The sequence below is a fragment of the Aggregatibacter kilianii genome, from assembly GCF_003129965.1.
GTDB classification, from domain to species: Bacteria; Pseudomonadota; Gammaproteobacteria; order Enterobacterales; family Pasteurellaceae; genus Aggregatibacter; species Aggregatibacter kilianii_A.
Genome location: NZ_NRCJ01000003.1, coordinates 188,338 through 208,287 on the forward strand (window position 1 = coordinate 188,338; position 19,950 = coordinate 208,287).

At 47.8% G+C, this 19,950-nt stretch carries 15 protein-coding genes; 5 read left to right on the forward strand and 10 right to left on the reverse strand.

All coding sequences use genetic code 11. From position 1 onward, the window contains the following. Nucleotides 1–39 precede the first annotated feature (39 nt). The 7 genes from rnb to DK430_RS03445 all read right to left on the reverse strand — a co-directional run bounded on the left by rnb (nt 40) and on the right by DK430_RS03445 (nt 8,609). A complete protein-coding gene (gene rnb, locus DK430_RS03415; protein WP_109077713.1) occupies nt 40–2,019 on the reverse strand; it encodes an exoribonuclease II in 1,980 nt (659 codons plus the stop codon). A gap of 74 nt (nt 2,020–2,093) precedes the next feature. Continuing rightward, nucleotides 2,094–2,882 (reverse strand): enoyl-ACP reductase FabI, encoded by a 789-nt coding sequence (locus DK430_RS03420; protein ID WP_109077714.1) that lies wholly within the window; start codon nt 2,880–2,882, stop codon nt 2,094–2,096. A gap of 113 nt (nt 2,883–2,995) precedes the next feature. Next, nucleotides 2,996–4,765: a gamma-glutamyltransferase gene (ggt, locus tag DK430_RS03425; protein ID WP_109077715.1), complete on the reverse strand. Its 1,770-nt coding sequence runs from the start codon at nt 4,763–4,765 to the stop codon at nt 2,996–2,998. Between the two features lie 236 nt (nt 4,766–5,001). Next, entirely contained in the window at nt 5,002–5,247 is a 246-nt protein-coding gene (locus DK430_RS03430) for a YgjV family protein (RefSeq protein WP_109077716.1), read from the reverse strand. Between the two features lie 179 nt (nt 5,248–5,426). Further along, nucleotides 5,427–6,764 (reverse strand): argininosuccinate synthase, encoded by a 1,338-nt coding sequence (gene argG, locus DK430_RS03435; protein ID WP_109077717.1) that lies wholly within the window; start codon nt 6,762–6,764, stop codon nt 5,427–5,429. Nucleotides 6,765–6,832: 68 nt separating this feature from the next. After that, the gene (locus DK430_RS03440) at nt 6,833–7,684 is read right to left on the reverse strand and encodes an SDR family oxidoreductase (RefSeq protein WP_109077718.1); all 852 of its coding nucleotides are present in this window, start codon (nt 7,682–7,684) and stop codon (nt 6,833–6,835) included. A gap of 64 nt (nt 7,685–7,748) precedes the next feature. After that, on the reverse strand, nt 7,749–8,609 hold the full coding sequence (locus DK430_RS03445; protein WP_109077719.1) for a phosphoribosylaminoimidazolesuccinocarboxamide synthase: 861 nt from the start codon (nt 8,607–8,609) through the stop codon (nt 7,749–7,751). Nucleotides 8,610–8,686: 77 nt separating this feature from the next. Here DK430_RS03445 and DK430_RS13150 point away from each other — a divergent pair, with 77 nt between their 5' ends. Beyond that, nucleotides 8,687–8,830: a hypothetical protein gene (locus DK430_RS13150; RefSeq protein ID WP_162616800.1), complete on the forward strand. Its 144-nt coding sequence runs from the start codon at nt 8,687–8,689 to the stop codon at nt 8,828–8,830. Between the two features lie 4 nt (nt 8,831–8,834). Here the strand turns inward: DK430_RS13150 and DK430_RS03455 are convergent, their stop codons facing one another. Beyond that, complete coding sequence (locus DK430_RS03455; protein ID WP_109077721.1) at nt 8,835–9,848, reverse strand: porin; 1,014 nt, start codon at nt 9,846–9,848, stop codon at nt 8,835–8,837. A gap of 829 nt (nt 9,849–10,677) precedes the next feature. Here DK430_RS03455 and prfC point away from each other — a divergent pair. From prfC to DK430_RS03470, 3 genes are all read left to right on the forward strand, one after another. Further along, on the forward strand, nt 10,678–12,261 hold the full coding sequence (gene prfC, locus DK430_RS03460) for a peptide chain release factor 3 (protein WP_109077722.1): 1,584 nt from the start codon (nt 10,678–10,680) through the stop codon (nt 12,259–12,261). Nucleotides 12,262–12,449: 188 nt separating this feature from the next. Continuing rightward, nucleotides 12,450–12,791 carry a type II toxin-antitoxin system RelE/ParE family toxin gene (locus DK430_RS03465; RefSeq protein WP_109077723.1) on the forward strand — a complete coding sequence of 114 codons (342 nt, stop codon included), beginning with the start codon at nt 12,450–12,452 and terminating at the stop codon, nt 12,789–12,791. A gap of 5 nt (nt 12,792–12,796) precedes the next feature. Next, nucleotides 12,797–13,096 (forward strand): helix-turn-helix domain-containing protein, encoded by a 300-nt coding sequence (locus DK430_RS03470; RefSeq protein ID WP_109077724.1) that lies wholly within the window; start codon nt 12,797–12,799, stop codon nt 13,094–13,096. A gap of 77 nt (nt 13,097–13,173) precedes the next feature. Here the strand turns inward: DK430_RS03470 and DK430_RS03475 are convergent, their stop codons facing one another. Both DK430_RS03475 and glnE read right to left on the reverse strand, forming a co-directional pair. Continuing rightward, nucleotides 13,174–14,124 carry a bile acid:sodium symporter family protein gene (locus DK430_RS03475; RefSeq protein ID WP_109077725.1) on the reverse strand — a complete coding sequence of 317 codons (951 nt, stop codon included), beginning with the start codon at nt 14,122–14,124 and terminating at the stop codon, nt 13,174–13,176. A 199-nt stretch (nt 14,125–14,323) separates the two neighbouring features. After that, a complete protein-coding gene (glnE, locus tag DK430_RS03480; protein ID WP_109077726.1) occupies nt 14,324–17,257 on the reverse strand; it encodes a bifunctional [glutamate--ammonia ligase]-adenylyl-L-tyrosine phosphorylase/[glutamate--ammonia-ligase] adenylyltransferase in 2,934 nt (977 codons plus the stop codon). A gap of 248 nt (nt 17,258–17,505) precedes the next feature. Between glnE and cas3 the strand changes: the two genes are divergently transcribed. Beyond that, nucleotides 17,506–19,800 carry a CRISPR-associated helicase Cas3' gene (cas3, locus tag DK430_RS03485; protein ID WP_109077727.1) on the forward strand — a complete coding sequence of 765 codons (2,295 nt, stop codon included), beginning with the start codon at nt 17,506–17,508 and terminating at the stop codon, nt 19,798–19,800. The last annotated feature ends 150 nt before the right edge of the window (nt 19,801–19,950 follow it).

The window sequence follows — 19,950 nt, forward strand, 5'->3', positions numbered from 1 at the left end:
TATTTTAAAACACGTCAAAAATCCACCGCACTTTTTTATTTACTTGATGACTGTTCCCACAATGCTACGCGTCGCTTCTTTCACTTCTGTTAACTGCACGCGTAAAATATCGCCGATTTTATAAAGTCGTTGATCTTTGACGTAAAAAGCAATTTCATCGGTATTGATCTGCACGTCCTCCTTGTTGTCATGTAACGTCGACGCCGGGATAAACATAGACGCGCCGTTTTCCAACAATAATACGCGTAAACCGCCACGGGTAACATCTTGCACTTCTGCTTCAAATTCTGCTTTTTCGACAACTTTATCCGCAAGATAGCGACAATATAACCAATCGGCAATGTCGCGTTCCACCAGACGATTTTGACGACGGGCTTCTTGCAGGCGCGCTAGCACGGACTCTTCCGGCTTCGCAAAAGCACGATTGGCTAAATGCGCTTTGATTAAGCGGTGATTCACCATGTCGGAATATTTCCGAATTGGCGACGTCCAGGTGGCATAGCCGTTCAAGCCTAAACCAAAGTGCGGTGCCAATTCCCCTTTAAATTCCGCGAAAGTGAGGAAGCGGCGTAAGCGGAATTCCAAATAATCTCCCTCAATGGGTTCAATATCGTGGCGCATTTGGCAATAGCCGTTTAGGGTTGCCAGATTGTCTAAAGAATAACGCGCTTGCAACGCCGCCTGATTTTCTTCGTTAGCAAGATTTGCCACTAAGAAATTGTGCGCGTTTTCCAGGAATTTTTTATCGAACCCACTGTGTGTGTTGAAAATGCCGCATTGTAGGTTTTCATGTAAAAATTGGGCGGCACAGATGTTGGCGATAATCATGGATTCTTCTACGATTTGGTTGGCAATGCGACGATATTCCGCTTTGATTTCCTGCACTTTGCCGTTTTCGCCCAAGACGAAAGAGTAATCCGGTTTTTCTTTAAAGAGCAACGCGTGGGTTTTACGCCATTGCGTTCTGGCAAGGGTGAATTGGTGCAACCAATGCAGTTGTTGCACCGTTTGCGGATTTTCCGGCTGCCAGGCGTTTTCTTTGCCTTCCAAGTAATCGGAAACGCGGTTATAGGACAATTTATCTTTCGATTGTACGTCGGCTAACACGAATTTTGCCGGCGCACTGATCTCGCCCTGCAAATCCGTTTGAATGTAACACACCAATGCCGGTCTGGTTTCGTTCGGTTTTAAGGAACAAAGTTCGTCGGACAGTTCCCGTGGCAACATGGGAATGTTAAAGCCGGGCAGGTAGTTGGTGAAACAACGCTGTTTGGCATCTTTTTCAATTTGCGAATCCGGGCTGATGTAAGCCGTCGGATCGGCAATCGCCACCACCAGCTGCCAACCGGTTTGTTCGCCGTTTTCTGTTAATGGCTCAATATACAAGGCATCGTCCATGTCTTGCGTGGTTTCCGAGTCGATGGTGACGAAGTGAAGTGCGGTCAGATTTTCTCGCGTTTCCGGATCCTGCATTTCATACTGATCTTGCCCTTGAACCGGTTCGCGCGGTTGTTCATGACGGGCAAGTGTGACCCACCAAGGTGCCAATTCGTCATCGGCACGGCAAATAAATTGGGTGATTTGCGCGTAGAAAAAACGATCGTCACGTAATGGGTGGGTTTTCAGCGTCGCCACCACCCAATCGCCTTCTTGCAATGCTTCCTTTACGGCTTTGGCTTGCTGGGCGCCAATTGGTTGATTGATGTTCGGGTGATCCACAAGCACCTGCAATTTCTTGTCTTTATTGAACCGCACTTTGGCGATAAAACGGGTGAGCATCGGCTCGATTAAGGCTTCCGGTTCCGCTTGTTCTTTGTCGCCTTGTTTTTCAATGGTGGCGCTGATTTTGTCGCCGTGCATGACTTTTTTCATTGCCGGTGGGGCAATAAAATAGCTTTTTTTGTCGCATTCTAAAAAACTATAGGCTTTATCGGTGCTTTTCACCGTGCCTTCCACGCGTTCTTTGCTGTCGTGAATTTGTTGTTTTAATTGGGCGAGTAGAGGATTATCTTGAAACATAAATTATCGGTATTTGATTTAAAAAATTAAAAAGGCAGGTTAAAAAACCTGCCGATAAAGAAAGGAAGAAAAAATTATTCTTCGCCTAATTCGCCCATGGCGGTGATACTGAAGCCCGCGTCAACGTGCACGATTTCACCGGTGATACCGGAAGCCAAATCAGAGCACAAGAAAGCAGCGGAGTTGCCCACATCTTCAATGGTGACGGTGCGACGTAATGCCGCGGTTTTCTCAAATGTCGCCAGCATTTTCTTGAAGTTTTTAATGCCGGAAGCCGCTAAGGTGCGGATCGGGCCGGCAGAAATGGCATTTACACGAATGCCGTCTTTGCCTAAATCAGCAGCCATTACGCGGGTTGCCGCTTCAAGAGAGGCTTTTGCCAAGCACATCACGTTGTAGTTCGGAATCGCACGCTCTGCGCCTAAGTAAGAAAGGGTTAATAATGCTGCGTTCGGATTTAAGTAAGGACGTGCCGCTTGTGCCATGGCGACAAAGCTGTACGCGCTGATGTCATGGGCAATGCGATAACCGTCACGGGTTGCCGCGTTCACATAATCGCCGTCCAATTGATCGCCCGGTGCGAAAGCAATGGCGTGCACGAAGCCGTCGAACTTATCCCAATGTTTGCTTAATTCCGCAAAGCAGTTTTGAATGCTTTCGTCGGTAGCAACGTCTAACGGAAGCACGATATTCGCGCCGAATTCTTTTGCGAATTCTTCCACGCGCGGTTGTAATTTTTCATTTAAATAAGTGAAAGCCAATTCCGCGCCTTGTTCTTTCATTGCTTTTGCAATGCCATAAGCGATAGAACGGTTGCTGGCAAGACCGGTGACTAAAATACGTTTACCTGTTAAGAAACCCATAGTTATTCCTATTTGTTTTAGTGAAAAAATTGGCAGGATTATACTTGTTTCGGGGGGATTGAGCAATTATGCAATGGTGTCAATCCCCTTATGTTGGACCAGTGTTAAAAGTTTTAATACCCCACCGTTTTCCCTTCCGGGTTACGCGGGTCAGAGTAGCCGTAGAAGCCGTCTTCGCGGGCTTGGATGATTTGTACGCGTCCCATTGGGGCTTTTTCTTTGATGGCGTAGCCTTGGGCTTTCAGAATAGCTAAAGTGTCGGGGCTCAAGCCTTCTTCCACGCGGAGTTCGTCAGGCAACCATTGGTGGTGGACGCGTGGGGTGACGATGGCTTCCGCCGGGTTCATGTTGTGATCCACAGTGTTCAAGATGCTTTGTAGCACGGTGGTGATAATGCGTGCGCCGCCCGGGCTACCTGTAACTAACCAAGGTTTGTTGTCTTTCATGACAAGCGTCGGTGTCATGGAGGAAAGCGGGCGTTTTTGCGGCGCGATGGCGTTGGCTTCACCGCCGATTAAGCCGAAGCCGTTCGGTACGCCCGGTTTGGCAGAGAAGTCGTCCATTTCGTCGTTCAATAAAATCCCTGTGCCTTCCGCCACAATGCCACTACCGAAATTGAAGTTCAGTGTATAAGTCACCGCTACGGCGTTGCCGTTTTTGTCCATCACGGAGAAGTGGGTGGTTTGGTCGCTTTCGTAAGGTTGCGGTTTCCCCGGTTTGATTTCCGCCGCCGGTTTTACTGCGGTTTCGTTAATGCTTTTCGCCAGTTCGTCGGCGTATTTTTTTGAGGTTAAACCTTTCATCGGGATTTTCACAAAATCCGGGTCGCCTAAATATTCGGAACGGTCGGCATAGGCTAATTTCATGGCTTCCGCCAGATAGTGAATGCTTTTCGCGCTATTCACGCCGTAATCGGCAAGCGGGTAACGTTCTAAAATGTTCAGAATTTGTACTAAATGAATCCCGCCCGAGCTCGGTGGCGGCATGGTGACCACTTTGAATCCTCGATATTCGCCTTCAATGGGTTTGCGCTCGACGGCTTTGTAGCCTTTGAGATCGTCCAAGGTGATCAATCCTTGATGTTTTTCCATTTCGGCGACGATTTTTTTCGCAATATCGCCTTCATAAAAGGCTTTCGCCCCTTGTTTAGCGATCAGTTTTAAGGAATAGGCTAAATCTTTTTGCACCAGCAAATCGCCTTCTTGCAATGGTTCGCCGTTTTTAAAGAAAATCGCGGTGGATTGCGGCCATTTGCCTAAATTATCCTTTTCTTCTTTTAAGGTTTTGGCGAGCATCGGTCCGACGGTAAAGCCTTTTTCCGCTAATTGAATTGCAGGTTCAATGACTTGCGCAAGGGATAAGGTTCCCCATTTTTTCAAGGCGTATTCCATGCCCGCCACCGTGCCGGGAACGCCCACGGCGGCATGAGTGTAAAGGGAGCTTCCGTCAATCACGTTACCGTCTTTATCCAGATACATATCGCGAGAGGCTTTGAGTGGTGCGGTTTCGCGGAAATCCACGGAATAGTTTTCACCGCTTTTGGCATCGTGCAGCACCATAAAACCGCCGCCGCCGATGTTACCGGCATTCGGCAGCACCACGGCGAGGGCAAAGCCTACGGCAACTGCCGCATCCACCGCGTTACCCCCTTGGCGTAAAATCGCCGCGCCCACTTCACTGGCTAAGCCTTGTTCACTGGCGACCATGCCGTGCTTGGCATAAACAGGATGAAATATATCGTTTGCGCTGTCATAACGGGCTGCCGCCAGTTCCGTTGAACTCATGGCGGGAGCTTGCTGATTGGCGATCGCCGGGGAGCCGACGGCGAGGGCGATAGAAAGCGCTAAACTGCTGAATAAGCATTTTGTGGCAAATTTCTTCATATTTTCTCCTGTTGTGTGTGAAATAACCGCTTTGAGATTAACCTAATTTTGCTGATTAAAACAACAGACGATCACAAAATGAACGGTAATTTTGTGACATAGATCATGTTTTTTGATACTTTTTTTAATACTTGGGATAAATAACGTTTATGAGTCGAGAGTTGTGGTAGGGAAGAAAGCAATCGTTTGCTATGAAAAATGTGCCGAAAAACGACCGCACTTTTAGTAGAAAAGTACTATTTAATGCTGTTGAGTTTGCTGGTGTGTTTCAAGCGCCATAATTGATAAATATGCACGGCGACTAAAAACGCGTTCAATAATGCCACCGGGTAAGTGTGCGTGATAAGGGCATAAATCATGAATAATGCGGCACCGACACAGTTGACAATGCGGAGCGGCACGATGGATTTAAATAAAAAAGACGCGGCGACAATCAATGTCGCGACGTAGCCTAAAATTTCAACGGAATTAATTTCAAACATAATAATCTCAAAGATGAAATAAGAAAGGGCGCTATGATATTGCAAATGGCGGTCGGTTGCAAAATCTTTGCAGATGGGGAATTCGGTTAAATTCCCTTTTTGGGGAAAATAAAAACAGCCCCAAAGGGGCTGAGTTATGCGTGACCTAGGGTAACTTTGTTACCCTAGGGGAAGAACGTTTACGCCTTTTTATACAACTGCGGCAAGGCGGATTCTTTGTTTACCGCCAATAAACCGGTGCTGGAATAGATGCCCAGTTTATCGCGGGTGTCGATAATATCCAGATTGCGCATGGTTAATTGACCGATACGATCAAGCGGATCGAACGGTGCATTTTCCACTTTTTCCATACTCAAACGTTCAGGATGGTAGGTTAAGTTCGGCGATTCGGTGTTCAAAATAGAGTAGTCGTTGCCGCGACGTAATTCTAACGTGACTTCGCCGGTCACTGCGCGAGCCACCCAACGTTGAGAGGTTTCGCGTAACATTAAGGCTTGCGGATCGAACCAGCGACCTTGATATAACAAACGGCCCAAACGAATACCGTTGATACGGTATTGTTCGATGGTGTCTTCGTTGTGGATGCCGCTGACTAAACGTTCGTAGGCAATGTGCAATAACGCCATGCCCGGGGCTTCGTAAATGCCGCGTGATTTAGCTTCGATGATGCGGTTTTCGATTTGGTCGGACATGCCTAAGCCGTGGCGACCGCCGATACGGTTGGCTTCCAGGAATAATTCCACGATGTTGTCGAACGTTTTGCCGTTTAACGCTACCGGCACGCCTTCTTCAAAGCGCACGGTCACTTCTTCCGCTTTAATTTGCACGTCTTCGCGCCAGAACGGCACGCCCATGATTGGGTTAACGATACGAATGCCGGAATTTAAAAATTCTAAATCTTTCGCTTCGTGGGTGGCGCCGAGCATATTGGAATCGGTGGAGTAGGCTTTTTCCACGGACATTTTGTAGTCAAAGCCATTTTCAATTAAGAAATTGGACATTTCAAAACGACCGCCCAATTCGTCGATAAATTGTTGGTCTAACCAAGGTTTGTAGATTTTTAATTGCGGGTTGGTTAATAAACCGTAGCGGTAGAAACGTTCGATGTCGTTGCCTTTGTAGGTGCTACCATCACCCCAAATGTGCACATCGTCTTCTTTCATGGCGGACACCAACATCGTGCCTGTTACAGCACGACCTAGCGGGGTGGTGTTGAAATAGGTTGCGCCGCCGGTAGAAATGTGGAATGCACCGCATTGAATGGCGGCAACGCCTTCTTGGGCTAACTGTGTGCGGCAGTCGATTAAACGGGCCATTTCTGCGCCGTATTCTTTCGCTTTGCGCGGGATGGCGTTGTAATCATCTTCATCCGGTTGACCTAAATTCGCGGTGTAAGCGCAAGGAATGGCGCCTTTTTGACGCATCCAAAGTAATGCCGCGCTGGTATCTAAGCCACCGGAAAAGGCGATACCGACTTTTTCACCTTTCGGTAAGTGTTGCAAAATGGTATTTGACATATTTTCTTTCCTTATTTGTGTTTGTTTTGGGTTAATTAATTGGTGTAAAAGTGCGGTGAAAAAACATTTTAAAAACGCACCGCACTTTCATTCTTCTCTTCCGCAAACATCAGATTCGGATCGGGGTATTGATAAACGAAATCCAGTTCACGACAAATTTTATCCGCCGTAATAATACGCTGCGGATCGTCCGGCGTACTGATAAAGTGCGGTGGATTTAAACGGTATTTTTCTGCCGCCAGACAATAATAGGCTTCTCGGGGCGGATGCACGGGCGCTGCCAAATGATATAGGCGATAACCGCCGGGCGTTTCCAGTAAAAGCTGAATGGCACGGGCGCAATCGTCCAGATGCACTAAATTCACCGGCGAATGACCGCACTTGAGATCCGGTTTGTCGGCGAGGGAGAAAATCGGGTGGCGATCCTGCCCCACGAGACCGGCAAAACGGATGACATCACAATCGACGTTTTGTAACTGCGCCAGATTGTTCTCGATTTCGACCAAGGCACGACCTACATCCGTTTCGGGGCGAGGGGTGACGGATTCGTCAAAATGCGCGGAAATTTCAGGAAAAACAGACGTGGAGCTAATAAAAATAATGTGCTGAACACCGTGCAACAGGGCTTCGTTCACCAGATTCTGTACGCCGCGCACATACTGTTTGAGGTCGAAAAAATATTGGCTCGGCGGAATATTGATGACCAACGAATCAACGGACAACAGCGCGGTTAAATCGTCAGGATCGGCGTTAATTTCAGGGGTGAGTTCCAAGTGATAGGCTTCTAATCGCAATAAACGCATTTGCTCGACACCATCATGCGTGCGTTTCGTGCCTTTGACCTCCCAACCCAGATTTTTCAAATGGCGTGCCAACGGTAAGCCCAACCAACCCAAGCCGACAATCGCAACCGACCTCATATTACTCCTGTTTCGTGATGAAAAATCCCCGCTATTCTAATCCATAGAAGGGATGGCTTTAAAGTTATTTCGTTAATAAATCCAAGGCTTCTTGATATTTCTCAACGGTTTTTTGAATGACCTCGGCAGGCACTTTCGGTGCCGGCGGTTGTTTGTTCCAGCCACTGTTTTCCAGCCAGTCACGGATAAATTGTTTATCAAAAGACGGCGGATTCGTGCCTTCTTTATAGGTTTCCACCGACCAAAAACGGCTGGAATCCGGGGTCAGGACTTCGTCCATTAGGGTTAATGTGCCGTTTTCATCCAAACCGAATTCAAATTTGGTGTCACAAATAATAATGCCTTTGCTCAGCGCGTATTTTGCCGCTTCCGTGTAAAGGGCGATGGCTTTTTCTTTTACTTGCGCCGCGAGATTGTTGCCGATCAATTTTTCGCATTCGGCGTAGCTGATATTAATATCGTGGTTGCCGATTTCTTCCTTGCTGGACGGGGTGAAAATCGGCTCCGGCAATTTGCTGGCTTCTGTTAAGCCTTTCGGCAATTCTAAACCGCAAATCGTGCCGGTTTGTTTGTAATCTTTCAGCCCGCTGCCGGTTAAATAACCGCGCACGATTGATTCGATTTTAATCGGGGTTAAACGCTTGCAAACCACCGCGCGATCTTTCACTAAATCCGCTTCGGCTTTTGGTAGCACATCGTAAACGCTGTCGCCAGTGAAATGGTTGGGCATGATATGGGAAAGTTTGTTGAACCAGAAATTGGAGATTTGCGTGAGAATTTCGCCTTTACGCGGAATCGGATCGTCTAAAATCACATCAAACGCCGACAACCGATCCGTCGCCACCATCAGCATTCGTTTGTCATCGATTTCATACAAATCCCGCACTTTGCCGGAATAGATTTTTTTAAGACTGAGTTGTGTCATTTCATTTACCTTTTTATCTGCGTAAAAATCGTGCCGCGTATTCTACCGCACTTTTAACGCAAACGTTTGCATTTTTTATGCAAGATTCTTCGGCGGGTGATTTTTTGCCGGAAAGTGCGGTTGATTTTCACCGTGTTTTTAAACTGTACGGGCAAGAAAAGCAAAAAGACCGACAACTCGCGTCATCGGTCAAAAAAGACAGTATTTATTGTTATAGATAAAAAACTAGAAAGTAATTCGAGTACCTAAACCCACACGGGCGCCTTCCGCCACTTTTTTGCCGTTTTCTTTTACTTGCGCTTTACCGCCTTCAAGGTAAACTGAAACATATTTGTTGAATTTATGATCGACACCCAATGTCCAACCACGGTATTTACCTTTCGGCTGATCCGCATTTTTACCCGTACCCCACAAGTAAGCGCCGTAAACGGCGTTTTTCTCGGTGGCTTGGACTTTGAAGCCTAAATCGAAACGGTCGATTTTTTCGTATTTAGCACTCATGCTATGTTTGAAATTGTAATCTTTGTGGCCCTTGATTGATTTACCATGCGCCCAGTCTAAACCGACGCTAACGATTTTATATTTCACATCAAAGCCTACACCCAACATTTTTTGTTTGTAGTCATCCGCTTTTGTGTTTCCTTTGGTGATTTCCACATAACCGGAACCGAATCTTACCGCCAAGTCATCCCATTGTCCGTCATAGAACGCACCGACGCCGTAGCCTTGACCGCTTGCGGCTTTGGTTTTATCCGCTTCACCGAAATAATAATCGGCGGCAAAACGGAAGCCTGCAAATTTGCTAGACATAAAGTGCGCCGCTTTCGGGGCGGAATCATGTAACACGTTGCCGCCTAATTCATAGGAGTAGTTGGCTTTTGGAATGTGGTCGCCTAATGTGAGTTGACGACCGAAGGTTAATGAACCGATATCTTCATGCGACATTCCGACGAATAAACGTTGGGTTTTCACGCCGTCACCCACGGTGCCGTTGGTTGTAAAGCGAATTTCTACCGCACCTAATGCCGTAAAACCGCCGCCGATGTCTTGATAGGCGCGAACGCGTACGCGGGAACCGCGATCTACCAAGTCGGTACGTTTGCCTTTCGCTTTCACGATTTCTAACGCTCCACGTCCGTCTAAATCAACTTTCGTACCGTCGGTTTGGTAAATTACAGCGGCATTTGCGGAGGTCGCTGCCATTGCCGTTAAGGCTAATGCGAGAAGTGTTTTTTTCATATTGGTCACCTTGCAGTTGGTTTAAATAAAATTGATGTCATCCTTTACTAAAATTAAGATTTTTCACTCCATTTTTTATTATTTAATGGTGTTTTACTTAATTTTGAGCTAACGCTAATCAAAGGCTTTTATGCTGTCAACTGGTTAGGAAATTTTTCTTTATTTTGAAATTTATTGTTTATCAATGTGTTATGGTTTTATATGAAGTTTTTAAATCATTTATAAATGTTATTTGGATCACATTTTCAATATTTTTTTAATATAGGATTTTATATCCATATTTTTCTAATTCATTGATAATCATGGAAATTAAATTATTTTAAAATTTAACGAAAAAATAAAATTAATATTTTTTAATTAAGCGGAGAAATTCGTATTATTTTTGTGATTCAGATCACAGAGTCAATACCATAAATCCCTTTTAAAACAATGGAGTGCAGGCTTTTTTTACTCCATTTTAACTTGAGTTTTATGATGAATTTTAGATAGAAAATACGTTTTTAAAGAAAAAGTGCGGTGAAAATTTCAGGTATTTTTAACATCATGCTTGATAGAGAGCCATAAAGGCGACGGGTAGGGTGGGCTTGCCAGCCCACCAATAAAATCTTGACCTTATCTATGGGTGGGGGCAACCTGTGGTGGGTTAGCAAACCCACCCTACAGAAACACTCTGAAAACCGACCGCACTTTATGGCGACATTACGATCGCGACAGCTATTTCCGTGCTTGAAAAAACAGGCTAAAAAGCATATAGTTGCGCCACTCATTTTTGAACCGTCATTTAAGGCGGTTTCTTTATTTCTTTAACCAAATAATACAGACAACACCGATGACACACCCACAAGAACAGGTTAACAAACGCCGCACTTTTGCGATTATTTCCCACCCCGATGCGGGTAAAACCACCATCACCGAAAAAGTATTGCTTTACGGCAATGCCATTCAAAAAGCCGGTTCGGTGAAAGGCAAAGGTTCGGCGCAGTACGCCAAATCCGACTGGATGGAAATGGAAAAACAACGCGGGATTTCCATTACTACTTCCGTAATGCAATTCCCGTATAACGATTGTTTGGTGAACCTGCTGGACACCCCGGGGCACGAGGATTTCTCCGAAGATACCTACCGCACGTTAACCGCCGTGGACAGCTGTTTGATGGTCATCGACTCGGCAAAAGGGGTCGAGGAGCGCACCATTAAATTGATGGAAGTGACCCGTTTGCGCGACACACCGATTATCACGTTCATGAACAAACTTGACCGCGATATTCGTGATCCGATGGAATTGCTGGACGAAGTGGAAAATGTGTTGAAAATCCACTGTGCGCCGATTACTTGGCCTATCGGCTGCGGCAAATTGTTCAAAGGCGTGTATCACCTCTACAAAGACGAAACCTATCTTTATCAAACAGGACAAGGCTACACCATTCAGGAAGTACGTATTATCAAAGGGTTAGATAATCCTGAACTGGATAACGCCGTGGGCGATGACTTGGCACAACAATTGCGCGATGAATTGGAACTGGTGAAAGGCGCCAGCAACGAATTTGACTTGGATTTATTCTTAAGCGGCGAACTCACACCGGTGTTTTTCGGTACGGCGTTGGGCAACTTCGGCGTGGATCATTTCCTCGACGGCTTAACGGAATGGGCGCCGGCGCCACAAGCCCGTCAGGCGGACGTGCGTAAAGTATCTGCCGACGAAGAAAAATTCAGCGGTTTCGTATTTAAAATCCAAGCTAACATGGATCCGAAACACCGCGACCGCGTGGCGTTCTTACGTGTGGTGTCCGGCAAATACGAAAAAGGCATGAAACTCAAACACGTACGTATCGGCAAAGACGTGGTGATTTCCGATGCCTTAACCTTCATGGCAGGCGACCGCGCCCACGCGGAAGAGGCTTACGCCGGCGATATTATCGGCTTGCATAACCACGGTACGATCCAAATCGGCGACACTTTCACCCAAGGGGAAGAGTTAAAATTCACCGGCATTCCGAATTTCGCGCCGGAATTGTTCCGCCGCATCCGCCTGAAAGATCCGCTTAAACAAAAGCAATTGCTAAAAGGCTTGGTACAACTTTCCGAAGAAGGCGCGGTACAGGTTTTCCGCCCGTTGCTGAACAACGATTTAATCGTTGGTGCGGTAGGCGTATTGCAGTTTGACGTGGTGGTGTCCCGCTTAAAATCCGAATACAACGTGGAAGCCATTTACGAAACCGTCAACGTGGCAACCGCGCGCTGGGTTGAGTGTGTCGATGCAAAGAAATTCGAAGAATTTAAACGTAAAAACGAACAAAACTTGGCACTCGACGGCGGAGATAACCTCACTTACATCGCCCCGACCATGGTGAATTTAAACCTCGCCCAAGAACGTTACCCCGACGTAACCTTCTTCAAAACCCGCGAACACTGATTTCACGAAAATACCCAAAAACAAGACCGCACTTTGATTTTATCGATCAAAGTGCGGTCCTTTTTTTAGATGTTTTGCGATCATCGTCGTAAAACTAATCTCGCTTTCTTGATTGCTTAGAAGCATTTCTCATACTTGCCCTATTTATTATTGAAGATATAAGTTATAGATTATAAAATGAGGCGGTTATGTGGACAGTGATTTTAACGGAACGGTTTGAAAACTGGTTAAATCAACAATCTTTTAAAATTCAGGAGCGGGTTTTGGCTCATTTAGTGCGATTGGAACATTTTGGCCCCAATCTGGCTCGCCCGTATGTAGACAGTATAGAAGGTTCGGCGCATAGCAATATGAAAGAGTTACGAGTTCAACATTCCGGAAGAGCAATTCGGATATTTTTTGCTTTTGATCCGAAGCGTAGAGCCGTTGTGTTATGCGGCGGGGATAAGGGCAATGACAAGCGGTTTTATCACAATATGATTCGGATCGCGGATCAAGAACTGAATCATTATTTAGCAGGCATGGAGTAAGTAACATGAAAACATTACAGCAAGTCATCAATGAACGTTCAAGAGACAGTCAACAGCGTATTCAAGTCATGGCGGAAGAGTTAATTCTTGAAACGGGTTTGCAACTGCTACGTGATGAATTGAATATGTCGCAGCAACAACTTGCAACGATCTTAGGTGTGACGCAACCGGCGATTAATCAAATGGAACAACGTGGTAATGAAATTAAGTTGGCAACATTAAAACGCTATATTGAAGCCATGGGCGGGAAATTGCGCCTTAGTGTGGAAATGCCTAATGGACATCAGCGGATTTTCCGGATTTAAATTTTGATTTGATAAAAGAAACGACCGCACTTTGATTTTATCGATCAAAGTGCGGTCGTTTTTTTAGATGTTTTTACTTACTTCTTACTTTCTTCTTCATTGCCGTTTTTCAAGGTGGAGAAGTAGTTTGCCAGAATCGGGCCGGAGACGTTGTGCCAGAAGCTGAACACGGCGCTTGGTACGGCGGCGATCGGATTTAAGTGGGCGGTGGCGAGGGCGGCACCTAAACCGGAGTTTTGCATACCCACCTCAATGGCGATGGCTTTGCTGTCGTAATTGTTGAGTTTCAAGGCGCGCGCGGCGATAAAGCCCAATAAATAGCCTAAACAGTTATGCACCACGACCACACCAAAAATCAATAAACCGGAGTCGATGATTTTGTCTTTGCTGCCCGCAACCACGGCGGCAAGGATCAAGACGATGGCGACAACGGAAACCAGCGGCATGGTTTGGCTGAGTTGCGACATCTGTTTTTTGAACAGGGCACGAACCACCAAGCCTAAGAAAATCGGGAAGAGCACCATTTCCAACACAGAAACGAACATGGCGGTGGCGTTGATTTCAATCCATTGGCTGGCGAGCACATAGAAGATAATCGGTGTCAGCAACGGCGCCAACAAGGTGGAAATTGTCGTACAAGCCACAGAAAGTGCGGTGTTGCCACGGGCTAAATAGGTCATCACGTTAGAGGATGTGCCGCCCGGGCAGGAACCCACCAGAATCACACCGGCGGCTAAATCGTCCGGTAAATTCAATGCTTTTGCGAGCACAAAAGCGATAGACGGCATGATCACAAACTGTCCGACCACGCCGACTATGACGGCTTTCGGGTGTTTTGCTACTTCGCTGAAATCGTTGAAGGTGAGCGTAATCCCCATACCGAACATAACAATGCCGAGCAAATAAGGAATGTATTGGCGGAGTCCTAAAAAGGTTTCCGGCGAAACAAAGGCGAGAAGGGCGAAAAGCAAAACCCAAAGGGCAAAGGTTTTGCTGACAAATTGTGTGAATTTAAGCAATGCGTGCATAAACTGTCCTTAAATTGAAATGCGGATAGTGAAAAAAGGTAGTCAACATAGCAGAAAATAGACGAAATGAAAAAATATTTTCCGGGTTGAAAAGCAGAAAACGTGAATTTATTTTATTTTGGTAAATAAATTCACGTTTTTTTAAGGAAATGAAAAAACGTCGTCAAAAACAACCGCACTTTAATGGAATCGCCTGACTTTAATTGAATAACTGCGCCCAAATCTCCCGCACAAACGCCCGCTCCTCATGAAATTCCGAGGCGTCCACCACGGAAGGCAAGCCGAGCAGGTTCAGGTGATGAATGCGGTTGCGTAGATCCACATAACATTGTTTTAAGCGTTCGCTATCTGTTTCGGAAATCACGCCGTATTCCGCCATAATCTCGAAAATTCGCACGTTATCCGACCAGCGGGTGAGTGCAGGTTGTTGCGGTGAATGGGCGAGCACCAGATATTGGGCGATAAATTCGATGTCCGTGATGCCGCCCGCGTCGGTTTTGATGTTAAATTGGCTTTCCTCATGTTGCGCCAAGTGCCGATACATTTTTTCGCGCATATCGCGTACGTCCTGTTTGAGTTGCGCCATATCACGCGGCGCGGAAAGCGCGTTGCGACGAATGGCATCAAATTCCTCCCGTAACGACGCTTCACCGAACACCGCACGACTGCGCACCAAGGCTTGTTTTTCCCAAGTCCAGGCTTCGTTCAGTTGATAATTCTCAAACGCCGCGAAAGAGCAGCCGAGCAATCCCGCGTCGCCGGACGGACGCAGGCGCATATCCACGTCATACAAAATCCCCGCGCTGGTGTTCATGCTGAAAATGCTGACGATTTTCTGTGCGAGGCGTAAATAAAACTGGTTGCTGTCGATGACTTTTTTGCCGCCGACGGTTTGGCTGTTGCTGACGGGATCGTATAAAAACACCAGATCCAAATCGGATTTGTAGCCCAATTCGATGCCGCCTAATTTGCCGTAGCCCACCACCAAGAAGTTTTTTTGCCCTTCCGCCAAATGTTCGGGCACGCCGAAACGAACGGCGATTTGTTGCCACGCCAGATTGACCACCGCGCCGATAATCGCCTCCGCCAGATACGTGAGATGATCGCTCACTTTCATCACCGGCAACACGCCGAGAATGTCGGCGGCGGCGATGCGGAGCAGGGCGGCGTGTTTAAATTGGCGCAAGCCGTCGATAAATTGCTCCTCATCGTCTTGCGGAAGACGCAACAAATATTGCTGTAATTCAGAAGCATATTCGGTAAAGTGCGGTGGATTTCGCAGGGATTTTTGATCGAGCAACTCGTCCAGCAAAATCGGGTGGCGCGCCACCTGTTCCGCAATGAATTTCGATTGGGCGCAAAACTCAATGAGCTGCGTCAAGGCTTGCGGATTCTCCGCCAACAATTCCAGATAGGTGGTGCGGGTGAGGATTTTTTCGATGATGTTCAGAATCCGCGGCAGCAAAATGTGGCAACGGGGCGTGTGCAACACTTGTTGCAACACATTGGGCATTAAGCGATTGAGCACCGCCCGCCCGCGCACACCGATGGCATAACGGGGCAGTTCGTTGCGAAATTGTAGCAGACGATCCAACACCGCATCCTGTTCCGCTTCCAGCACGCCGTTTTGTTGCAAAATGCCGAGCAATTCCTGTTCGTCGAAATCGGTTTCGAGAAAATCTTCCCACTCATTTTCCGCCGTGTTTTCTTCCGGCTCGTCGCCGATTAATGACTGAAAAACCGACCGCACTTTGCGTTGATGTGCCTGTAAAACGGCAAGAAAACCGTCCCAATCCTGAATCGGGTAGGCGACGGCAACGCTTTCTTGTTGCCCGTTCCATTGGGTGAATTCTGCACAGGCGAAGATGAGACGTTCACGATCCAAGTCATTGTCGGGCAGTTGTTGGGTTTGCTGATCTTTGATGGCTTGTAGCACGTTTTCCGCACGGCGCAAAAAGAGATAGGCATGACGTAAATCCGCTTCCTGTTCGGCAGAAATTAAATTGAGCCGGCTCAGTTCCGGCAATACATTCAGCAATTCGTGCTGCTGTAGTGCGATTTCACGCCCACCTCGAATCAGCTGAAACACCTGCACGATAAATTCCACCTCGCGAATGCCGCCCGCGCCCAGTTTGATGTTGTCGGTGAGATTGCGACGGCGCACTTCCCGTTCGATTTTTTGCTTCATGTCGCGTAATGCCTGAATCACGCTGAAATCAATGTACCGACGATACACGAACGGGCGCAGCAGATTTTGCAATACGGCAACATTCGGATCCGTTGCCTGTGCGCCTAAAATTCGCCCTTTGATCATGGCGTAACGTTCCCAATCGCGCCCCTGATCTTGATAATACTGCTCCATGGCGTTAAAACTGAGCGCCAACGCACCGCTGTCGCCAAAAGGGCGTAGGCGCATATCGGTGCGGTACACAAAGCCGTCGGCGGTGTATTGATCCAAGGCGTTAATCAGACGTTGTCCCAAACGGGTAAAAAACTTCGCATTGTCTATGCTGCGGCGCGCGCCCACCGTCTCCCCTTGGCTCGGGTAAGTAAAAATCAAGTCGATGTCGGAGGAAAAATTCAGCTCAAACCCGCCCAATTTTCCCATGCCGAGAATGTATAATTGCTGTGCGTTGCCCTGCGCATCGGTGGGCGTTCCCATTTCCTCGCACGCCCGCACATAAAGCCAATCCCGCGCGCCGATAATCAGGCTTTCCGCCAGTTGCGACAGACGAATGAAAATCTGTTCTACCGTGGCGAAATTGATGCTCTGACAAACGCTTAACTTGACCATTTCACGGGCGCGAAACCGACGCAATTCCTGGTAAAGCTGTTCTTCCGTCTGCACATCCTGCAACACCTCATTCAACCGTTCAGCATAGCCGTCACAGTCCTCAAAGTGCGGTAGTTTTTTCCAGCATTTCGCCAAAAAGTGCGGTTGTTTTTGCCACACATCCGCCACAAAATCCGACATCGCCACCGCCACGGCAATCTGCCCGATATTCGTTGCAGGATCGTCTTTCTGCCGGTCGATTTGTTCAAACAACGTCGCATCGAATTGTTCCGGAAAAGATTGAATCAGCACTTCGGCAAGGGAATGGAGTTTATCTGTGAATGGCGCAACAAAAGACATGATGAATCCTTATGAAAAATGGTGCGTCAACTTTAGCATGAAATGGGGGAAATTTCAGGGGGGAAAAAGTGTGATTGGTGTCTCAGAATGAGAGAAAGATATTAGATGCTACGTAATATTTTTGATACCCTCCAGCTACAAGTAAGCGCGATTTTATGTTTCTAAAAAATAGCAATTTATTCTTAAAAGAAACCGCACTTTATTGCATTAAATAAAAACGATATTGTATTAAACCTTAGGAAACCGCCATGCCCCAATCCGTTATTCGCTACGCTCATTCCGCCCAAGATCCACTCGGCAACCTCCTGCCTTACGGACGCTGGCAAACCCTCCAATCCCACGCTCAAAATGTCGGGAAAATGGCGGCGGAGTTCGCCCAAATCTTCGGCGCGCAGGAAATTGCCTACCACACCGGACAATTGCATGATTTGGGGAAATACTCAGAACCATTTAATTGTCGCTTGCATGGCGGTCCTTCAGTTGATCACGCAACCGCCGGTGCCAAAATCGCTTTTGAACGCTGGGGTAACATTGCTATCGGCAAGCTGATGGCGTTTTGTATTGCGGGGCATCATGCCGGTTTGGCGAATGGTGCGAGCGAAGGCGATAACCGCAGCACTTTGAAACAGCGTCTGGCATTGCAGTTTGGCAAAGATATTCCCGCACTCGATAGCGTATGGCAACAAGAAATCAAGCTGCCTGAAACCTTGTCTGCACCACCGCTCAAGGCCAACGCGCATCATCCTTATTTCTCCTACGCCTTTTTTACCCGAATGCTTTATTCCTGCCTGGTGGATGCCGATTATCTCGATACCGAAGCCTTTTACTTAAATTTAGAAAACAAAATTGCCGAACGCGGCGATTATCCCGATTTAAATGCCCTGCAATGCAATTTCAATCAATTTATCGACACGTTCAGACGACGTATCGCCCAAACTCCGCAGCAAACCGAAGCCCAACAACGCAACGCCACCTTAAACCGCCTGCGTAGTGAAATTCTCGATCACGCCGTCGCTCAAGCAGCCGAACCGCCAGGACTGTTTACGCTGACAGTCCCTACCGGTGGTGGCAAGACCTTCACCTCCATGGCATTCGCGCTGGAACACGCCAAACGGCACAGTATGCGGCGCATCATCTACGCCATCCCCTTCACCAGCATCATCGAACAAAACGCCGCCGAGTTCCGCAAAGCCTTCGGCGAATTGGGCGAACAAGCCGTGTTGGAACAGCACAGCACTTTTGACGACGGCAAACTGCAAGGCGAAGCTACCAAAGACAAACTGCGCCTCGCCTCGGAAAACTGGGACGCGCCCGTCGTCGTTACCACCGCCGTGCAATTCTTCGAATCCCTGTTTGCCGACCGCTCCTCACGTTGCCGCAAGCTGCATAACATCGCAGGCAGCGTCATCATTCTCGACGAAGCGCAAATGCTGCCGCTCAATCTTCTCTTGCCCATCATGCAGGCGATTAAAGAACTGGCGCAAAACTACCGCTGCTCCGTCGTCATGTGCACCGCCACCCAGCCCGCCGTGCAAGCGGAAAACGGCTTCTATCGCGGCTTTGAAAACGTGCGAGAAATTGCCCCAAAACCGACCGCACTTTTTGACAAATTGCGCCGCACTACCGTGCAACACATCGGCACGCAAACCGACGCCGATCTGCTCGCCAAACTCGGCGAACACCCGCAAATGCTCATTATCGTCAACAACCGCCGCCACGCCCGCAGCCTGTACGACCAAGCCAAACCGTTTGACGGCACGTTCCACTTGACCACCTTAATGTGCGCCAAACACCGCAGCCGACAGCTCGACGACATCCGAGGTCGTCTGAAAAACGGTGAACCCTGCCGCGTCATCGCCACCTCCTTAATCGAAGCCGGCGTTGACGTGGATTTCCCGCTGGTGATGCGCGCCGAAGCAGGGTTGGACAGCGTCGCCCAAGCCGCCGGACGCTGCAACCGAGAAGGCAAAAGGCTACCTGAAAACAGCTTCGTATGGATATTTGCGCCCGAAGAACAATGGAAAGCCCCGCCCGAACTTGCCACACAAGCCGCCGTCATGCGCCTGACCGCCGACGACTTTTCAGACGACCTCTTATCCACCCAAGCCGTCGCCGCCTATTTCGCCGAGCTTTATCAATTAAAAGGCAGCGAACTGGACAACAAAAAAATCCTAAAAATGCACAGCGACACAGGGCAAAGCCTCGACTTCCCCTTCCAAACCGTCGCCGCCCGCTTCCGCATGATCGAAAGCCATATGCAGCCGCTGATTATCCCGTTCGATGTTGAAGCCGAACGCCTCATCGACACCCTGCGCCACGCCGACCACGTCGGCGGACTGCTGCGCAAACTGCAACCTTACACCGTCCAAATCCCCGAAAAAGCCCTCACCGCCTTGTATAAAGCCGGACGTATCGAACCGATTAACGAAAAAAACTTCGGCAAACAGTTTTATACGCTGATTGGGCTGGATTTGTATGATGACATGGCAGGGGTGAGTTGGGAGGATACGGCGTTTTTGAAGGGGGAGAGTTTGGTGTTTTAGCTAACTTAACATTTTTAGAACAAAAAATTGCTTTTTATTTTTGAAAAGCATATCATCAGCGCAATTAAAAAAATTGACATCCTCCCCGCCCTAAAGGACGGGGATTCCTACTAGCTCCCCCGCTTTGCGTGGGCTACTCTCGGTGGGTTC